Below are 19,227 nucleotides of genomic sequence, written 5' to 3' on the forward strand. Positions count from 1 at the left end.
CTCCTATCACTAATATACTTTTGATGTCAAATTCTTTATTTTGTCCAAATTGTGGAATGCTAAAAACTAACTGTGTTTGTGGAAAAACACAAAAAAACCTTAAATCTAATTATTCAATAGATTCTAATGATATTTCATCTAATATAGTAAATATGAGTTCGATTAATATAGATGATTCTTATTCTATTGGGGAAAATTCTATTGGAGAAGAAAGAATAAATGAATTAAAAAAAGAATTTCCAAATATTGATAATGAAATAATTGAAAATTTCCCTTTTTCTTCTCCAAGAAAAGGTCAGCTTGAAATTATATCGGATATTAATGAAGCTATTGAAAATGGATATAAATATATAATTCTCGAGGCAGGAACTGGAACTGGAAAGTCAGCAATAGCTACTACATTAGCTAAAATGTATCAGTCAGCATATATTCTTACTATGACTAAACAATTACAGTCTCAATATTTTAATGAATTTAAATTTCCACTGGTTAAAGGTAGGGGAAATTTTTATTGCTTGAATGATGATTTAGATTCTACGTGTGATGTTGGAACTTGTAAAACTACACCAACTTCTAAAAACTTTTTTTGTAAATTTGGTATTTCTAAAACTCCCAATTTAACTGGTTCAGAAGCTTTTGAAGATCAATTTGGAGGCTCTGTTTTTTATCAATCTGAAGAACATTGTCATTATTGGCAACAAAAGTCTAATGCTATTAATTCTCCTATTACTTTAATGAATTATGATTATGCTATTCTTGAATTAAACTATGTAAAGCATTTTGCTCCTAGAAATCTTTTAATTCTTGATGAAGCTCATAATATTGAAAATAAATTAATGAATACAATGGAACTTACTTTATACAATAGAAGGCTTAGAAAAGATATTAAAAAGGTTATTAACCCTAATATACTTAAAGAAAAGGATTATAAGGATTGGATAATGGAAATTGACGCAATTAAAGATGCTTATCGTGATATTGAACTTAAAGATCTTCCAAAAAATAAAGTAGATAGAATTAATTCTACAATTTCACGACTAAAGCAATTGAGAGAAAATCTTGAAAATGAGCCTAAAAATTGGATTATTGATCCTTTATCTGATGGTGTTTCATTTAAACCACTTAGAGTTCATCAATATGCAAAAGATTATTTATTTAAACATGGAGAAGTTTGTATTTTTTTAAGTGCAACTATTTTATCCCATAAAATGTTTTCTAAGTGGCTTGGTTTAAATCCTAATGAAGTTTATCATATTAAAGTCGATAGTCCTTTTCCTCCTAGTCAAAGACCTATTGAACTAAATATTGCTGGTAAAATGTCTTCTAATAGAATTAAGAGGAGTGCTCCTAAAACTTTACCTATTCTTGAAGCTATATTAAAGAAACACAAGAATGATAAAGGTTTAATTCATACAAATAGCTATAAATGTCAAGAATATATTATTAAAAAAATGCCTAATTCACGATTAATCTCTCACACTTCTACTAATAGAGAACGTGTTTTAAATCATTTTGAGAAAAGTGAAGATCCTCTTGTTTTAGCTAGTCCTTCAATGAGTGAAGGAGTAGATTTGCCTTATGATAAATGTAGATTTCAGGTTATTTATAAGGTTCCTTTTCCTTATTTAGGCGATGAACAAGTTAATATGCGTATGAAAAGAGATAGAAGATGGTATGCATATAAAACTGTAATGACATTGATGCAAGCCTATGGAAGGGGTATGCGGGCTGAAGATGATTCTTGTTACACTTATATTCTTGATGGAGATATAGACATTCTATTTAAAAGTCCGTTATATAGATCTTTAGTTCCAGAGTTTTTTAAAGAGGCTATTATTAAAGATTAATTGATTTAATATATTTTAATCCAATTTTAAAGAGTTATTTTTCTATATTTATAAAATTTTTCCCTATTTTTTATTTTTTTATTTTTTTCTATTTTATTACTCTATCTTTCTATTATTACATTATTTTTCTATCTATGTTACTTTGTTTTTCTATTATTATTACGCTATCTTTCTATTGATATTGTTTTATTCTTCTATTATCACTATTTATTGATATTGTTTTATTTTTCTATTATCATTATTTATTTTTCTATTAGTATTATATTATTAATATAATTATAATAATTGTTAATAATTTTACTTTATAATGTTTTTTATTCATATTTTTTTATTTTTTCTTAAAAGAAAAACATCTTTTTTAGATAAAAAATTATCAATGTCATTAATATGTTTAAAATTTTTATATATCATAATGATTTCGTAATACTTGGAATGTTTGCATATATCCTAAAGATATATATAATTAAGAATAAACATTAATTTTTAATTCTTTAAATATAATAATATTTTTAGAATTTTGGGGGGAGAATATGGAATTTAGATTACATAATGTAATCGCTTTTTTAGTCTTAATTTTAACAGTTGTTTTAAGCGTTGGATTTGTATGTGCTTCTGAACTACAAGATAACCAGAGTAATAGTGCTGATGGTTCTGTTTTAGGTGTTGAACTTAGTGATACATTAAATGATGATGTTACGTCTTCTAATTCTAATTTAGCTAATAGTGCTGATAATGGGGTAGATGCCGATAATGTTATAAATACTAATATAAGTACTAATGGTACAGATATTAATGATAATATAATTACTAATACTTCTGTATCTAATAATATTTCCACATCTAATAATATTTCTGTATCTAATAATACTTTTGTATCTGATAAATCTAATGGAATTTTTAATAATCTTAAAAATATTTCTATTTCTGGTAAAGTTATTAGATGTGATTCTGGATTAGCTTTTTCTGGAGTTACTATTAAAGTATTTGATTTAAAAGGAAATTTACTTTACAAAACTCAAACTGATAAAAACGGTAAATATAATATAAATTTTACCAATGAAAATTCTATTTTTAAAGTAACTGCAAGTTATTCTGGGCATGTTACTTTGTCAAAAATTTTAAATTTATCTTATTCTAATGGTTTTTATAGTGGAGTTTGTAACTTTCAGTTGGGACCTGAACCTATTATAATTTTAGATGGGGATTTAACTGAGTTTTTGAATGAAGAATTTAAATTCCAAATTCATTTTGATAATATTGGTAATGAAACAGGGTTTGGTCCAATAGTTTATTTAACATTACCTTCTGGAGTTCAATTTAAGAATGCAAAATTCTTAGGGTCTTCTGTAAAAGCCACTTTTGTTGGAATATTTCCTACTAATGGTACTTTGATTGATCCTTTGACTAAAAAGCCTGTTACTGGTACACCAGGTGATAGTTTTTATGTGTTAGAATATCCTTTAGGAAGTTATACTAAAGGTCAGCCTATTGCAACTATGGAGATAACTGCATTCCTTTTGGCTAATAGTACTATAGGAAAACCTTTAAATATTACTGTTACTCCTGTTTTTAGATTTGGTGCTAATGAAACTGGAAATATTCCTTTAATTGGTAATAAATCTACTTTAAAAGTTACTCCAACTGTAATTAAGATTACTAAAATTTCTAATGCTCCTGAAAGTGAGGTTGCTACTGGAAAAAGTAACCCTCATATATACAGTTTAATAATTGATATTGCTAATGGCCAAACTCTTTATAATATTACTCTTAAAGATATTTTGCCTAAAAATATTCAATTTATTCAATTAATTGATAGTGCCACTGGCCAAATTATTACATTACCTTCTACAAGTATTCCTGGTGGAGTTTTAGAATTATTTTTTAATAATATTACTGGTACTTTAGGTAATGACAAAATTGTAAGATATTCTTTTTATGCTCCTTTACTTGATAATGAAAGTCAACATGTAATTAATCCTAATACCGGTGTATCTGTTAATGCTACTAATCAAGTTAATATTTCTGGTAAATATAATTCAGAAAATGTTTCAGCAAAGGATAACAATACTTTATTTTTGAAGTCTGTTGCAACTCAAAAATATGTTAAGGATTTAAATTCTTCTGGTTCTAAACCAAATAATATTTTAGAATATCTTATTAAGTTTCAAATTTCTGATTATTTTGCTTTAGATAATATAATTATATATGATACTCTTAGTGATGGTCAAACTTTCTTAACAAGCTATGTTCCATATTTATATATTCATCTTCCTAATGGAACAATCGTATCATTAGCAATTAATTTAAATAATCCTAATCAGTTCCAATCTACTTATAATACTACCACTGGTATTACTTACCTTAAGTTTAATATTACTAGAATTTTAATTGATAATGGTTATAATGGTGTATTAGAAGGTTGTAATTATTATTCTAATGAAACAGCAATTAGTCAACTTTTTGGTAATTTAACATTCCGTAGTCAGATTAATACTAATTATGCTGTGAATAATAGTAGAATTGTTTCTAATGATCTAATAAGGAATTCTATTGATATAAAAGCTAATTTAGCTAATCAAACTGCTAATGTCACTGACTCTAGTGGAACTCGAATTAATATTGTTGCACCTACTTCTAATAAGATTATTATTGAGATAAATGGAAAACCTATTTCTCCAGATTCTAACATTATTATTAGACCAGGGGATAATATAACATTTTCTTTAGAGATAAATGTACCTACAACTAATTTAAATAATTTTGTTGTTATTGATTATTTACCTATTCCATTTTTAAATGCTCTTCAGTTTTACACTGGACAACTTCAAAATACTACTTTAACTATTCCTATTTCTGGTCAATGGAGATTAGGTGAAAAGGATACTTTAACTGCTTTAACTGGTATATTACCTTATTTAATTGTTGATCCTACTCAAAATACACTTACATTTAATTATGGTAATATTTCATTACCATCTCAACAATCTTCTATTGTTCATATTTTATTTACTGTAACAGCTACAGGTTTTCCAATGGATGATGCTTTGAATCTTGCAAATCTTCTAAATATTAAATATGAAAATACTGAAAATATTGTTTTTTCAGATAATTCAATTGTTAACTTTGTTACTGGTCAACCTGTTCTTTCAATTGAAAAAAATGCAACTCCAAAGAAAGATTTGGAAGCTGGGAGTAATGTAACTTATACAATAATTATTAAGAATACTGGTAATGGCACTGCTTATAATGTTGTTGTTAAAGATAATTTCCTTAATATTAATTCTGTATATATTAATAATATTAATGGTATTGCTGCTTATTATCTTAATGGGGATCAAATGATTCCAATAACTGGGCTAAATCTTCTTGATTTATTTAGTCCTAATGGTTTGAATTTTGGAGTTTTATATCCTCTTGGTATTAATGCTACAAATAATACTATAGTTATTACTTATAATGTTACATTATCATCTAAGGTTTATCCTTTACAAGTAATTAATAATACTGTACAAATTACTAATTTCACTTCACTTCCTGATAGTTCAAGCCCTAACTTTGTAACCGATCCACGTAATTATGAAAGTAATGCAAGTGTAAGTGTTAAAGGTATAGAATTTAATAAAACTTATGTGGGGTCAAAAAATGGTCCAAGCAATGGTAACAATTTAACAATTGGTGAGGTTGGAAAATATAGATTAACAATAGTATTACCTGCTGGACAAATAAAAGATATAGTCATTGTTGATACTCTTCCAAATGGACTCAAATATGTAGTTGGCTCTATTAATGTTATTTCAAATGATAATATAGAATTACCTAATTATACAATTGAAATAAATGGTAATATTATTACAATACGTTTCACTGGTTTAACTAACACTTCAGAAGGATTGAATAAGACTTTTTACATAGATTTCGATGCAATTGTACTTAATAATGCAACTTCTAATCCACCTAACACTGGTAATAGATCTAGAACTAATACTGCTACTATTGACTGGGATAACCCAGGTCATACTCCAATTACATCATCAGCTACAATTAATATCATAGAGCCACAAATTACTACAAATAAAACATTTAGCTCTAATGTTATTTATGGTGATAAGTTTATAACAGTAACTATTACTATAAAAAATAATGGTATGTCAAAAGCATATAATGTAATTATTAAAGATTATCTTGCTAGTGCAAGTAATATTTTTAATTTAACTGGTTCTAATGTTGTAGAAATATCTACTCCATCAGGTTTTACCTTTAATTATGATCCTGTTACTAAAGTTGTAACATACGCTGGTGGAAATCTTGATGTTGGACAATCAGCTACATTTTCATTTAATTTAACTGTGTTACCTGATCCGGTTTTAGGGACTAACCATACTAATATAGCTAATGTTTCTTATTGGTCACTCCCATGGATTGAATCTACTCCTAATCCAGATAGTAGAAATTATAATGGTTCTGGATCAGCTAATTTAGTGGTTGGAGATCCTCAAATAAATAAAACTTATATAAATTCAACTATTCATGGTTCATCTCCTAATGTTACTATTGGTGAGAATGTAACCTATCGTATTTTAGTAAAATTACCTAAATGTAATGCTACAAACCTTTTAATAACTGATATTTTGCCTACTGGATATAAATATATTTCTTATAGTTTAAATTCATCAGATTGGGTAGGTACTCTTGGTAATCTAAATTTTACTATTAATAATGGAGTTTTAACTTTTAAATTTAGTGGAATAACTACTAGTCTTTCTAATGATAATATCTTTTACATTGATTTAATTGCTCAAGTATTAGATGATTCATCAAATAGGGCAGGCCTAACAAAGACTAATAATGTAAATCTTACATGGGATGAAAATCTTAAAGAACCATTTAAATCTTCTGTTAATACTTATATTATTGAGCCAAATATACAAATTAATAAAAGTGCTAATGTAACTACTGTTGATGGTGGAAACAAATTATTAATTACTATTATAGTTACTAATAATGGTAAGTCTAATGCTTATAGGTTAAATATATCTGATATTTTAGATCCTAAATTCTTTAATTCAAGTACTGTTGTTTTTAATGAAATTTCTGGATTCACTTTTATTAGAGAAAATAATATTATTTATATAATAGCTAATGAAGGTACTTTTATTGGAAATGGAACTTCTCAAACATTTAATTTTACAGTTAATGTAATTCCTGATGTTGTTAGTAACTCTACTTTCACAAACACTGCAAACGTATCTTTTTCATCTATGCCTGATGATTATGATGTAACAAGAAATTATACTAATGTTTCTAATGTTGTAACATTTAAAACAACTTCTCCAAACATTTCAAAATCTGTTAATTCAACTTCAGAACCAGGTTCTACAGGAATTTATTTATTAATTGGTGAAGTTATTACTTATAAAATTGATATTATCATTCCTGAAGGTAAAACACTTGCTGTTGTTCTTAAAGATATTTTATCTAATAATATAAGGTTTAATAGCGGATCTGCTAAAATAATGATTAATAATATAAATATTAAAGCTTCAGATTTTAATTTTGGTTCTAATCCTGGAGAATATATTAGTTTATCTGATAGTTACTTTTTAAACAATATTCTTAATCTTTCATTTGGTAATATAACACTTAATGGCAGTGAAGGATTAAATAATGGTTTAATCAGTATAATATTCAATGTTACTGTTTTAAATATACCTGGAAATCAGAATGGAACTAAAATAGCTAATAATGCTACCTTAACATTTACTAATGCTTCAGAAAGTCAGAAGTCTATTACTTCTTCTGCTGAAAATTTGACTGTAGTTACTCCTAAGTTAATCATTAAAAAGACTCCGAGTAAAACTACTATTAAAGGTGGAGAAATATTTTCATACACTATATTACTCCAAAATAATGGTTCTGCTCCAGTTTATGATATTATTATAACTGATTATTTACCTGATGGTTTGTCTTATATTAATATTATAGAAATCCCAGAAGGTTGGACTGTAGTTAATGATGGTCAAAAAATCATGTTTATTTCTCCTGTAGGATTTAATATTAGTTCTGGTAATAATGTTACAATTAAATTTAATGTTAAAGCTTCACAAGACATTGATTATGCGTCTAAAATAACTAACATTGCTAATGCTACTGGAACAAGTTTACCTGGTGAACATGGAACTAATAATGCTACTATTGGTAATCCTGGAGATACTACTGGTGAGAGAACTGGAAATTCATCTCAAGGTTTGGTAAATGATATATTTAGCAATGTTACAAATGTGATTAATACAACTTCTCCTTCTATATCTAAGAATGTAAATAATAAAACTTCTTCAATTGGAGGTAAGTTAATATATACAATTGTAATAAATTTACCTGAAGGATACACAAAAAATCTAACATTTTCAGATTTACTTCCTCAAGGATTACTTTATTTACTTGATAGTCTTCAAGTTTCTTCTTCTGATTCTGTAGATTATCAATATAAAAATAATCTAATAATAAATAGTGATAATAATAGGATTAAGATTAACTTTGGTTGGGTAAATACTACTTCTGATGGTAATATAACCTTAATTTACACTGTTTTAGTACAAAACATTTCTACTAATCTTAATGGAACTGTTCTTTCTAATAATGCAACTATCATATTTGTAAATGGATCTAATGATAGTTTCAATTCATCTGATACAAGAAATGTCACTGTTGTAGAACCTAAACTTAATATTAGTAAAAATTCTGATAAAAAGAATTATGTTCCAGGAGAAAATGTTGTTTTCACGCTAGTTATAAATCATTTACTTGGAAGTGTTTCTTCTGCTTATAACTTAGTTATAATAGATAATATACCAAATGGATTAATTTATAAAATTGGCTCTGCTATACTTCCAACTGGATGGTATGTTGATGATAGTTTAGCTAGCTCTAATATTTTAAAATTTTATACTGTTGATGGCTATGAGCTTCCAGTAGGTCAAAATGTTACTATTATATTTAATTGTACTGTTGGTAATTCTAGCTTTGCAGGTAAGAATTTAACAAATATTGTCGCTTTAAATTATTCTTCAATTAATGATACTAATAATTCAAGGATATATGGTCCGATAAATGCTAACTCCACTATTCATGTTTTAGGTGCTGATATTTATGTTATTAAAAATGGTAATATAACTATTAATGCTGGTGAGTCTTTCAATTATTATATTGAAATAGGAAATAATGGGCCTGATTCTGCTATAAATGTTACAATTCATGATTTAATAGATCAAGAATGGTTTATATGGATGAAAAATGTCAAATATTATTTAAATGGAAATTGGTATGATTTTAATAATCCATTGGATAGGATTGTAATAGAAGAACTTGCCTCTGGTCAAAAGATTTTCATAAACATAACTGGAACTTTAAATTCATCTGCACCAATTGGAAATGTAACTAATAAAGTTAATGTTACATCATCAACTCCTGATCCAAATATTGATAATAATAAGGATAATTTCACAACTGAAATAAAACAAAAAGCTGTACTTGATGTAGAAAAGACTGTAAATGAAACAATAGTTATAGCTGGAAATTCTATACATTACACTATTACTATTATAAACAATGGTCCAAGCTATGCCTATGATCTCATTATTAAAGATAATTTACCTCCATATGTTGTTGGAAAATTTTATTCACTTGATGGTGGGGTTACTTGGATTCCTTGGACTTCTAATCCATTAAAAATTAATCATTTAGCTGATGGGGATACTATTGTACTTTTAATTAATGCAACTGTTAATTCAACTACTCCTAATGGCACTATTTTAAATAATACTGTTAATGTAAGCTCTAATGGAACTCCTGAGATTGAAAAGTCTGTAACTTCTAATGTTACTACTCATGCTAATTTATATTTGAATAAATCTAACAATCCTTCTTTGATTGTTGTTGCTGGTGAGAATCTTATTTATAAGATTATTTTGAGGAATTATGGTCCTTCAGTTGCTTGGAATGTGACTTTGAATGACTTGCTCCCTGATTGGTTGCTTAATTCTTCTTATCGCTATAGTCTTGATAATGGTGTTTCTTGGTCTAATTGGATTTCATTCGGTGGAAATTTAGCTTTAAATGTTTCTGAATTTTTCCCTAATGGTTTTGGTTTAGATGATATCTTTACTTTAGAAATTAATTCTACTGTGAATGCATCTACTCCTAATGGCACTATTATAATTAATCGTGCTAATGCCACTTCAACTACTGATCCTGATGGTGTTGAATCTAATAATGTGACTAATACTATTATTGCTGTTGCTAGTTTATCTATTGTGAAGTCTGGTGATAATAAAGTTACTGCTGGTGGTCCGATTAAGTATATTATTACTATTAAGAATAATGGTCCTAGTGATGCGATTGATATTTTATTAAGAGATGATTTACCAAGCTATGTGACTGGTTTGTATTATTCTGTTGATAATGGTACTACTTATCATGCTTGGTCTCCTAGTGGAGAAGTATATTTAGGAACTTTAGGTGTTAATCAAACTGTTGTTGTTTGGATTAATGGTACTGTTGATCCTACTACTCCAAATGGTACTGTTTTAAATAACACTGCATTTGTTACTTCTCCAACCGATCCTGAATCTCACAATGATTCTTTTATTACAAACGTCACTACTCAAGCTAATTTAACTTTGAATAAGTCTGTAAACTCTATTGTTGTTGTTGCTGGTGAAAATCTTATCTATACTATTGTTTTGACCAATAATGGACTTAGTGTTTCTAGAAATCTAACTTTCTTTGATAATCTTCCTAATGGGTTGATTAATTCTCATTATAGATATAAGGTTGGAAATGGTTCTTGGAGTGATTGGGCTGATTTTGATGGTTCATTTGTTATTGTTTTACCAGATGGTTATCTTTCTGTTGGTGAAAATGTGACTGTTGAGATTAACACTACTGTTAATTCTTCTGTTCCTAATGGAACTGTTTTGGTTAATTATGCTAGTGTTAATTCTAGCACTGATCCTTTTGAAGTTATATCTCCTCCAGTTAATACTACTGTTATTTCATCACCTGTTTTATCTTTAAATAAATCTGTTGATAAGATTCTTGTTTATGCTGGTAATGGTTTGATTTATTCTATTATTTTGAAAAATCATGGTCCTTCTGCTGCTTGGAATGTGACTTTATCTGATAGTATTCCTAGTTGGTTGATTAATGCTTCTTATCGTTATAATATTAATGGAGGGTCTTGGTCTAATTGGATTTCATTTAATGGAAATTTAGTGTTAGATGTTTCTAGTCTTTTCCTTAATGGATTTGTTGATGCTGATGATATTTTTAATTTAGAAATTAAGAGTACTGTTAATGCTTCTACTCCTAATGGAACTATGATGTTTAATAATGCTACTGTTGTTTCATTAACAACTCCTGATGAAGTTATATCTCCAACTGTAAATACAACTGTAATTACACTTGCAAACTTAACAATTACTAAAGTAGCTAATGTTGAAAAGATAGTAAGAGGTCATCCAATACAATACATTATTGTGATAACTAATTTAGGGCCTTCTGATGCTTTAAATGTATCCTTGTATGATTATTTCGATACTAATATATTATTGAATACACATTATTCAACATCTTCAGGTATTCCTTGGACAGCTTTCAATGGTCCACTAAATTTAACCTATCTTGTATCTTCAATTTCTCCTGGAAGCAATGTTACTATATGGGTTAATGGAATAATTGCTAAGAATGCTACAAATGAAATTACAAATATAGGAATAATTAGCTCAGAAACTGATCCTGAAGGTAATAAGTCAGCTATTGTTAAAACTTCAATACAAAAATCACATATTACAATTAAGAAGACTGTTAATAATCCTAAACCACTTATTCATGAAACAGTTTATTTCACATTAACAGTTAAAAATTGGGGTCCAGATACAGCTATAGGTGTTTATGCAATTGATAAACTTCCTGATGGCCTTAAATTAATTTCATACAAAACCAATTACGGGACATATAATCTTAAAACTGGGTTATGGGATATTGGTGATATTCCTACTGGTGAAACAGCTCAATTAACACTTACTGTTGTAGTTGAAAAATTAGGTGCTATTGTAAATATTGCAGAAGTTTTCACTGACTCTTTCGATGGTTCACCTGAGAAACATAATGCTTCAGCTACTGTAGAAGTATTACCAGTTCCTGATCCTAATCCTAATCCAACTCCTGAGCATAATCATGCAAATGGTGTAAGTATGAAAAACACAGGTATGCCTATTCCAATAGCTGTTTTAGCAGTATTATTAGCTTTTATAGGAGTTTTAAGGGTTAAAAAGAGATAGTTTTTATATTTATTAATTATTTCTTTTTTAAATTTTTTTTAAATTTTAATTTTTAAAGTTTTATTTTTAATTTTTTATTTTTAATTTTTTAAAGTTATTTTTAATTTTTCATACTTCTGTTTTTTAACTTTTAGATTTTTTTGATGGTTATTTTTTTTAGCTATTTTTATTAATTATTTTATTATTTTCTATTAATTTCAATCATTTTTATCAATTTTTATTAAATTTAACTATTTTTATAAGTTTTTTATAAGTTGTATAGGTATATTCTTATTTTCTTCAGTAAATTTCTATTAATTTATTTTCTTATAATATCAATTGAACTTTATATTTAATCATTTTAAATGGAAACATTTATATAGATTATTTATTATAATTAATTTAGTACATTAATATAATTTTTCAGGTTTATAGTTTATTAAATATCATTAATTTTTAGCATTGAATTAAAAGGGTTTATGTATGTATAAAAATTCAGAGAGTCATTTTAAAATTTTAATATTTTCATTTATATTGTTTTTAGCTCTTATTTCTTTAGCTTGTGAAGAAACAAATGCTTCTGAAGTAGAAAATGCTCTAGATAATGATTTTTATACTAATAGTTATGGTGATTTTGAAGTTAATTCTACTAATTATAATACTGATACTTTTAATAATTCTACTACTTCTAATATTTCTACTAGTTCCAATACTTCTAATACTTCTTCTGATTATAATAGTTTTAATTCTGCTAATGTTGACTATAATGAAAATAACTATTCTGGAAAATTATCTGTTCCTAATGTCTATGGTAGTTATGATGAAGGTGTTGTTTTAAGTGCTACTTTAACTGATCAAAATAATAACCCTCTTAGTAATAGAAAAATAATTTTTTATGTTGATGATGTGAAGGTGGGTGAAGCAAATACAAATGAACAAGGAATAGCTAATTTTAATTATAAACCACCAGCTTATGATAATTTTGTTATAAGAGCTAGTTATTCTGGAACTGATTATCCTACTGAAGATGTTGAAGCAGGAATGGCTATTCAAGGAGCTAAATCTTATTTAAAAGTATATCCTGCTTCTGGAATGTTTGGGAAAAATATTACATTAACTGCTTTATTTACTGATAAGAATAATATTGGTATTTCTAAAAAAGTCATTTATTTTGAGATTAATGGTGTTAGAATTGGTCAAGCCACTACAAATAGCCAAGGTTTAGCTAAACTTACTTATAGGCTTGATCAAGTGGGTAATTTACTTGTAACTTCTAAATATAATGGTAATGATTATAAAGCTGATGATGCAACAGGAAAATTATCTGTATCAAAACTTAAAACTCAAATTTCTATCAATAAATTTAAAGGGTATTATAATCAAAAAAGTGCAATAATAGTTACTTTAAATAAGGGTATAACATCTTTAGTCGGTAAAAAAGTTAAGTTTTATGTAAATAATAAGTTAGTTGGCAATGGAACAATTAATTATCAAACTATGGCAGGCTTAATTTATAAAGTTAAATTTATAGGTAAATTTACTATCAAAGCTGTATTTAATGGTGATGAAAACCATACTAGTGTTACTAAATCAAAAACATTTAGCATACCTTCTTCTACTTTATTTGTAATTAATAATAGATTGGTTAAAAATAAAAGAGTATATATTCAAACCACTTTGATAAATGTTGGTCCTAAAAAATCTTCATTTAAAATATCTTATAAGATTCCTAAAAAGTTTAAATACTTCAAACCAAAGGTTTCTACTGGTAAAGTTATCTATAATGCAAAAAAAAGAACTCTTACATGGACTTTGAAAAAATTAAAAGTTCATAAATCAAAATCTGCAAGATTATATTGGATACTAACATCTAAAAAGGGTAAATTCAACTTAAAACCTAAAATAATCAAAACTTCTAGCACTCGACTTGAATATAATAATAAATTGTCATTTGTAGTAAGATAAATAGTAGATAATGGTTATAATAGATTTAATAGCTATTAATAGCTTTATATGATAACTATAAATAATTGTACATAATAATTTTGTGAATAAATAATAAATGAATAATTACACAGTATTTGGATGAATCAAGAATATATTATTTTAAATAATTGAATAAAACTTTAAAAAATTTATAAAAAATACTAGGAGGAAAAATTCATGGGAATTAATTTTAAAAAAATATTTGTTATATTAATTATATTATTTTTTGTTAGTATATGCTTCATGAATTTTTCTTTTGCAGAAAATACTGATTCATCTAATTCTAATGATATTAGTGATACTAATATTGTTAGTAATAAGAATGTTAACACTATTGAAACTGCTAATTCAAATGTAAAATCTAATTCTGTTCAAACTGTAGCTTCAAACTCTAAAATCACTGTTATTGTAAAAGAAGCATATAACAAAAGCTCAAAAAAACTTAGTGAAGATGGTTTTGCTGTAAAAGGAGCTTATGTGAGAATAACTGATTTATCAAACAATCTTGTTTCATATGGTTATACTGATCAATATGGTAAATATATTTCTAATCCATTAAATCCTGGAACCTATTTAATAAATATTTCTTATTCTAATTATTTGTCTTATTCAGGTACTAAGACATTAAACTATAGTTCTGATAATTTCACTCATTTATTTGTTCCAGATATTATTTTTGTAACTCCTTATAGTGGTAATAAAGTTAAAATTGATAAATTAATGAATATAAGTGATAGGGTTTATTTTTTAGATTCTCAAGCAAGTAAAACTGAGTTATTGAAAATGCAATGGATACTTGATTATGCCAATTTTATTTATATTGATATGTATATGACAGGAAAAGCTGAATATAGTTATGAATGGTTTATTGATACTCCTGCAAATAAAAAAGGTAATATCGCTTATTGTTTTGGTGACTATGATAATGATATTGATTTAAATTTTATTGGAGGTAATTTTCATAGTGTTGAAAATACATTTGTTGGAACATATTATCAAGCCGAGGAAGTTGCTCTTAGTGAAGTTTTAATTAAGAATATGGAAAATTTATTTGATTACATTTTATTTTTAATGAATGAATCTAACATTGACCCTACAGAAGATACAAACAGGACCCCATTAATAGATGCTATTTGGGGAATATACCATCCTAATTTGGAACAACAAGTAATAGATTTTAGACCTGACCCTATTGATGTGGCCAACTGGATTAGAACAAATCCTGGTTTTAATAGTGATAATCAAGGTAGTTTAAATTGGATGGTGGAAAATTATGTTGAATGGCTTAATGGTACAAGTATTTCAGATCTTTATGAAAGATTTGAAAGTATATATAATGAATATAAAAAAGCTAATAATATCACTGAATCTGGTTATGTGATTATAGCTAGCTATGGTTATGGGGGTTCATTAGTAGATGCTTTAATTAAGGAGTATGAATTAAAGAAAAGACCAGCATTCAATGTCTTTCAAAGAGTAACTTCTCCATCAATGGCTTCAATTCTCTTAGATATGAGTTCAAAATTCAATATAGTTGCTGTAAACTCCTTATATAGTTGGTCTATGGATTATAATAATATGGGTAATGGTGGAGCTATTGATGAATTTACAAAGATTAATGTTGAAATTTTAAAAGCATTGAATGATATAAGCGAATATAGTTATAATAGTCAGTATGGTCCACAATCAGAATGGACATATGGTGTTACTATCCCTAGTATGGAAGGTGTGTATGGGGCTATTGCAGTTTCTTATGTTGATAAGGATGGAAATTCTCGTATTATAAAAGATGGTGTTAAAAAATTAGTAGAAACCACATTAGGTTGGGCTAACTTAAAAGAAAAAGATAATTTTGATAAAAAAATAGCTGTTATTTTATATAATTATCCTCCTGGAAAAGCAGAAATTGGAGCTTCTTATTTAGATGTTTTCCAAAGTGTTCATGATCTATTAGTCCAATTATCTAGAGCAGGATATAATATTGGAATGTCTGAAGAAGAAATTCCTAATTCTACAACACTTTATACTCTCCTTTCAATGTTTGGTAATAAGGGGTCATGGGCACAAGGGCTTTTAGATAGTTATGTTGAAGGTAAGTGGGATAAACTTGTAAAAGATCCAAATGATCTTGCAATAATAGAATCATATCTTAAATATTTTGACCTTAATAAGAATAATCAATTAGTTGATTTACTTCAATATATAAAATTTTATAAAAGTTTAAACAAAACACTCCAGGATCAATTGATTAAAAAATGGGGTTCTGGTCTTGGAGATATAATGGTTTATAATGATTCTTATATTGTAATTCCTGGTATGATGTGTGGAAATATTTTTATAACTTTTCAACCAAGTAGGGGATGGGAAGAAGTGGAAAATTATCATGATTTGACTCTTCCTCCTCATCAACAATACATAACTTTTTATTGTTGGCTTAAAGAAGTTTTTAAAGCAGATGCTATGATTCATATGGGAACTCATGGTACTCTAGAATTCTTGCCTGGAAGATCTATAGGATTACAAGGAGATGATTGGACTTTTGAATTATCCGGTATTCCTAATATTTATCCATATATTGTTTCTAATCCTGGAGAAGCTTTAATAGCTAAAGAAAGATCAATGGCTCTTGTAATAAGCCACATGACTCCAGCAATGGTTGTTTCTGAGTTATATGGTGATTTAGTAAAATTAAATGGTTATATAAGTAGTTACAATGAACATAAAAGAATGGGGGATGCTTCTCTTGCTGAATCATACAAAAACCTTATATTAAATCTTTCAAAAGAACTTTATTTTGAGGGTCCAACTAAAAATCAAAATTTTGACAAATGGTTAGATGAACTTCATCACTATCTTGAAGATTTAGATAATGATATTATCACATTTGGTTTACATTCATTAGGTTATGTTTTGACTGGTGATGAGATGGTTCAAGAGGTTATTACAATTGTATCATCTAAAACTCATATATATAATTATATTAAGAATATGCTTTATCCAGAATATGAAAATATAGATTATAATTATATGAAATATGATCAAAAATATTCTAATGTAACTAATAAAACTCAAGAATGGTTAATAAATTTTATAGAGCAGCTTTTAATGGGAAATATTACTAATATGACTGAATTTTTCAATGAATCGGGAATTAATGATGAAACTTTTATGTCTAATCTTGATTATTGTAATCAGACTATAAGGAATATTCAAGATAATATGGAGTGGGAATCAATATTAAAGGCTTTATCTGGGGAATATGTTTTACCTGGATTAGCTGTTGATCCTGCATATGGTGAATCATTACCTACTGGTAGAAATATTCATACTACAGATACTACTAAAATGCCAAGTCAAGCAGCTTGGGAAGCCGGTAAGAAGATTGTAGATCAATTGTTAGTTCAGTATTATGAAAAGAATGGTAAGTTTCCTGAGTTAGTTGGACTTGTAATGTGGGGTACTGAAATATTACGTACTGAAGGTATTGGTATAGCTGAATTTTTGTACTTTTTAGGTGTTTCACCTGAATGGGATAAAACAGGAAAAGTAACTGGTGCTAACTTAATACCATTAGATGATTTAAAAATTAAACTATCCAATGGCAAAATAATTAATCGTCCTCGTATTGACGTTTATGCTAGTGCTGTTACAAGTAATGTTTATTGGATTTCTTTAATGGTTAATGCAGTAAAATTAGTAAATGATGCTGATGAATCTTTTAAATGGAATTATGTTAAAAAACATTATAATGAAACTCCTTCTTTAGATCGTATATTTGGTCTTCCAGGTGCTATTCTTGAAGGAACTGGTATGAGTGATTATATTCCAAATACTAATAAATGGTGGAATAGTACAAACCTTACTAAAGACTTAGCAGAAATCTATCTTTCAAGAGTATCAAACTCTTGGACTGTTGATGAAAATGGTAGATTAGTTGTAAGTGAAAAAAGAGAGACTTATGAATACCTTCTTGGAAAAACAGACTTAATAACTCAAAATATTGATAGTACATGGAGATTTTTAGATAGTGATGATTATTATGATTGGTTTGGAGGTTTACTTGGAGCTAGTCAATATTTAGGTGCAAATCCTGATACTGGAATTGTAGATATTAGAAACTCTAATAATTATATAAGTAGAACTTTAGAGGAAGAAATAACATTTGAAATAAGAACTATGCTTTTAAATCCAAAATCGAGGGATAAACTTTTGGAAACCGCTTCAGGATGGTTATCCTATGCAGAAAAATATGAAAATGTATATGGGTTTGCAGCAACAGCTACTGGAAAAAATGGAAAAGGTTTAATTTCAGATAGTGTATGGAATGGTTTAGCTAAAAATCTTTTAGATTCATCATTTGATATTAATGCTGATTATAAGTCTGCGTCTTTTCAAAGTATGGCAGGCTGGGTTCTTGTTGTTGCTCAAAAGGGAATGTTTAAAGCAGATCCTAAAGTATTACAGAAGTTAATAGACAAATATATAAAGGCAGTTATTCAATATGGGGTAGCTTGTTGTCACCATACTTGTGCAAATATAGAGTTTAATAAATGGCTTGTTCAAGCTTCATCTTTATCTTATGCTGAAAAAAAGAAGTTTTTGGAAGAATTACAATCTTCAACAAAGGTTAAATATGATGTTAGTGCAATTTTAGGCACTGAAAGATATGAAGGACAATTAAAAGATTGGGGAAATCAAGATTTATCTGGTTATCAAGGAAAAAGCCAATATTCTCCAAATACACAGGGAGCAATGAATCCAGATGGGAGTTCTGGAGACAGTAATTCAGTTGGAGAATCTGGTGCCAATGGTCCGAATGGTGAAGCTGGAACAAGTGGAGATTCATCATCTCAAGGTGATCAATCTAGTTCTGCAGCTGGTCAAGGAGATAGTAAATCATATGAAGTTGATAAAAATCAACAGAATACTAGTGGTGAAGAATCTGGTGTTTCTGCAGCATTTATAGTTGCAGTATTAGCTTTAATAGGTTTATTTGTTGTAGGATATGTTAGAAATAAATCAGAGGAATAAAAACAATAGAACAAAATAATAGAATGAAAACATTATCTTTTAGCTAT

At 27.4% G+C, this 19,227-nt stretch carries 4 protein-coding genes; all 4 read left to right on the forward strand.

The features are described from left to right. Positions 1-23: 23 nt before the first annotated feature. The gene (locus MBBAR_RS02220) at positions 24-1,847 is read left to right on the forward strand and encodes a helicase C-terminal domain-containing protein (protein WP_080459653.1); all 1,824 of its coding nucleotides are present in this window, start codon (positions 24-26) and stop codon (positions 1,845-1,847) included. 530 nt (positions 1,848-2,377) lie between these two features. Next, positions 2,378-12,184: a DUF7507 domain-containing protein gene (locus MBBAR_RS02225; protein WP_080459654.1), complete on the forward strand. Its 9,807-nt coding sequence runs from the start codon at positions 2,378-2,380 to the stop codon at positions 12,182-12,184. Positions 12,185-12,646: 462 nt separating this feature from the next. Then, positions 12,647-14,128 (forward strand): Ig-like domain-containing protein, encoded by a 1,482-nt coding sequence (locus MBBAR_RS02230; protein WP_080459655.1) that lies wholly within the window; start codon positions 12,647-12,649, stop codon positions 14,126-14,128. Positions 14,129-14,326: 198 nt separating this feature from the next. Further along, complete coding sequence (locus MBBAR_RS02235; RefSeq protein WP_080459656.1) at positions 14,327-19,180, forward strand: cobaltochelatase subunit CobN; 4,854 nt, start codon at positions 14,327-14,329, stop codon at positions 19,178-19,180. The last annotated feature ends 47 nt before the right edge of the window (positions 19,181-19,227 follow it).

The organism is Methanobrevibacter arboriphilus JCM 13429 = DSM 1125 (genome assembly GCF_002072215.1).
In the GTDB taxonomy this organism is placed as follows: domain Archaea; phylum Methanobacteriota; class Methanobacteria; order Methanobacteriales; family Methanobacteriaceae; genus Methanobinarius; species Methanobinarius arboriphilicus.

Bases quoted from the DNA above. Each gene is read 5' to 3' on its own strand.
- MBBAR_RS02230 (WP_080459655.1), top strand. From the start codon at position 12,647: ATGTATAAAAATTCAGAGAGTCATTTTAAAATTTTAATATTTTCATTT.
- MBBAR_RS02225 (WP_080459654.1), top strand. From the start codon at position 2,378: ATGGAATTTAGATTACATAATGTAATCGCTTTTTTAGTCTTAATTTTA.
- MBBAR_RS02235 (WP_080459656.1), top strand. From the start codon at position 14,327: ATGGGAATTAATTTTAAAAAAATATTTGTTATATTAATTATATTATTT.
- MBBAR_RS02220 (WP_080459653.1), top strand. From the start codon at position 24: ATGTCAAATTCTTTATTTTGTCCAAATTGTGGAATGCTAAAAACTAAC.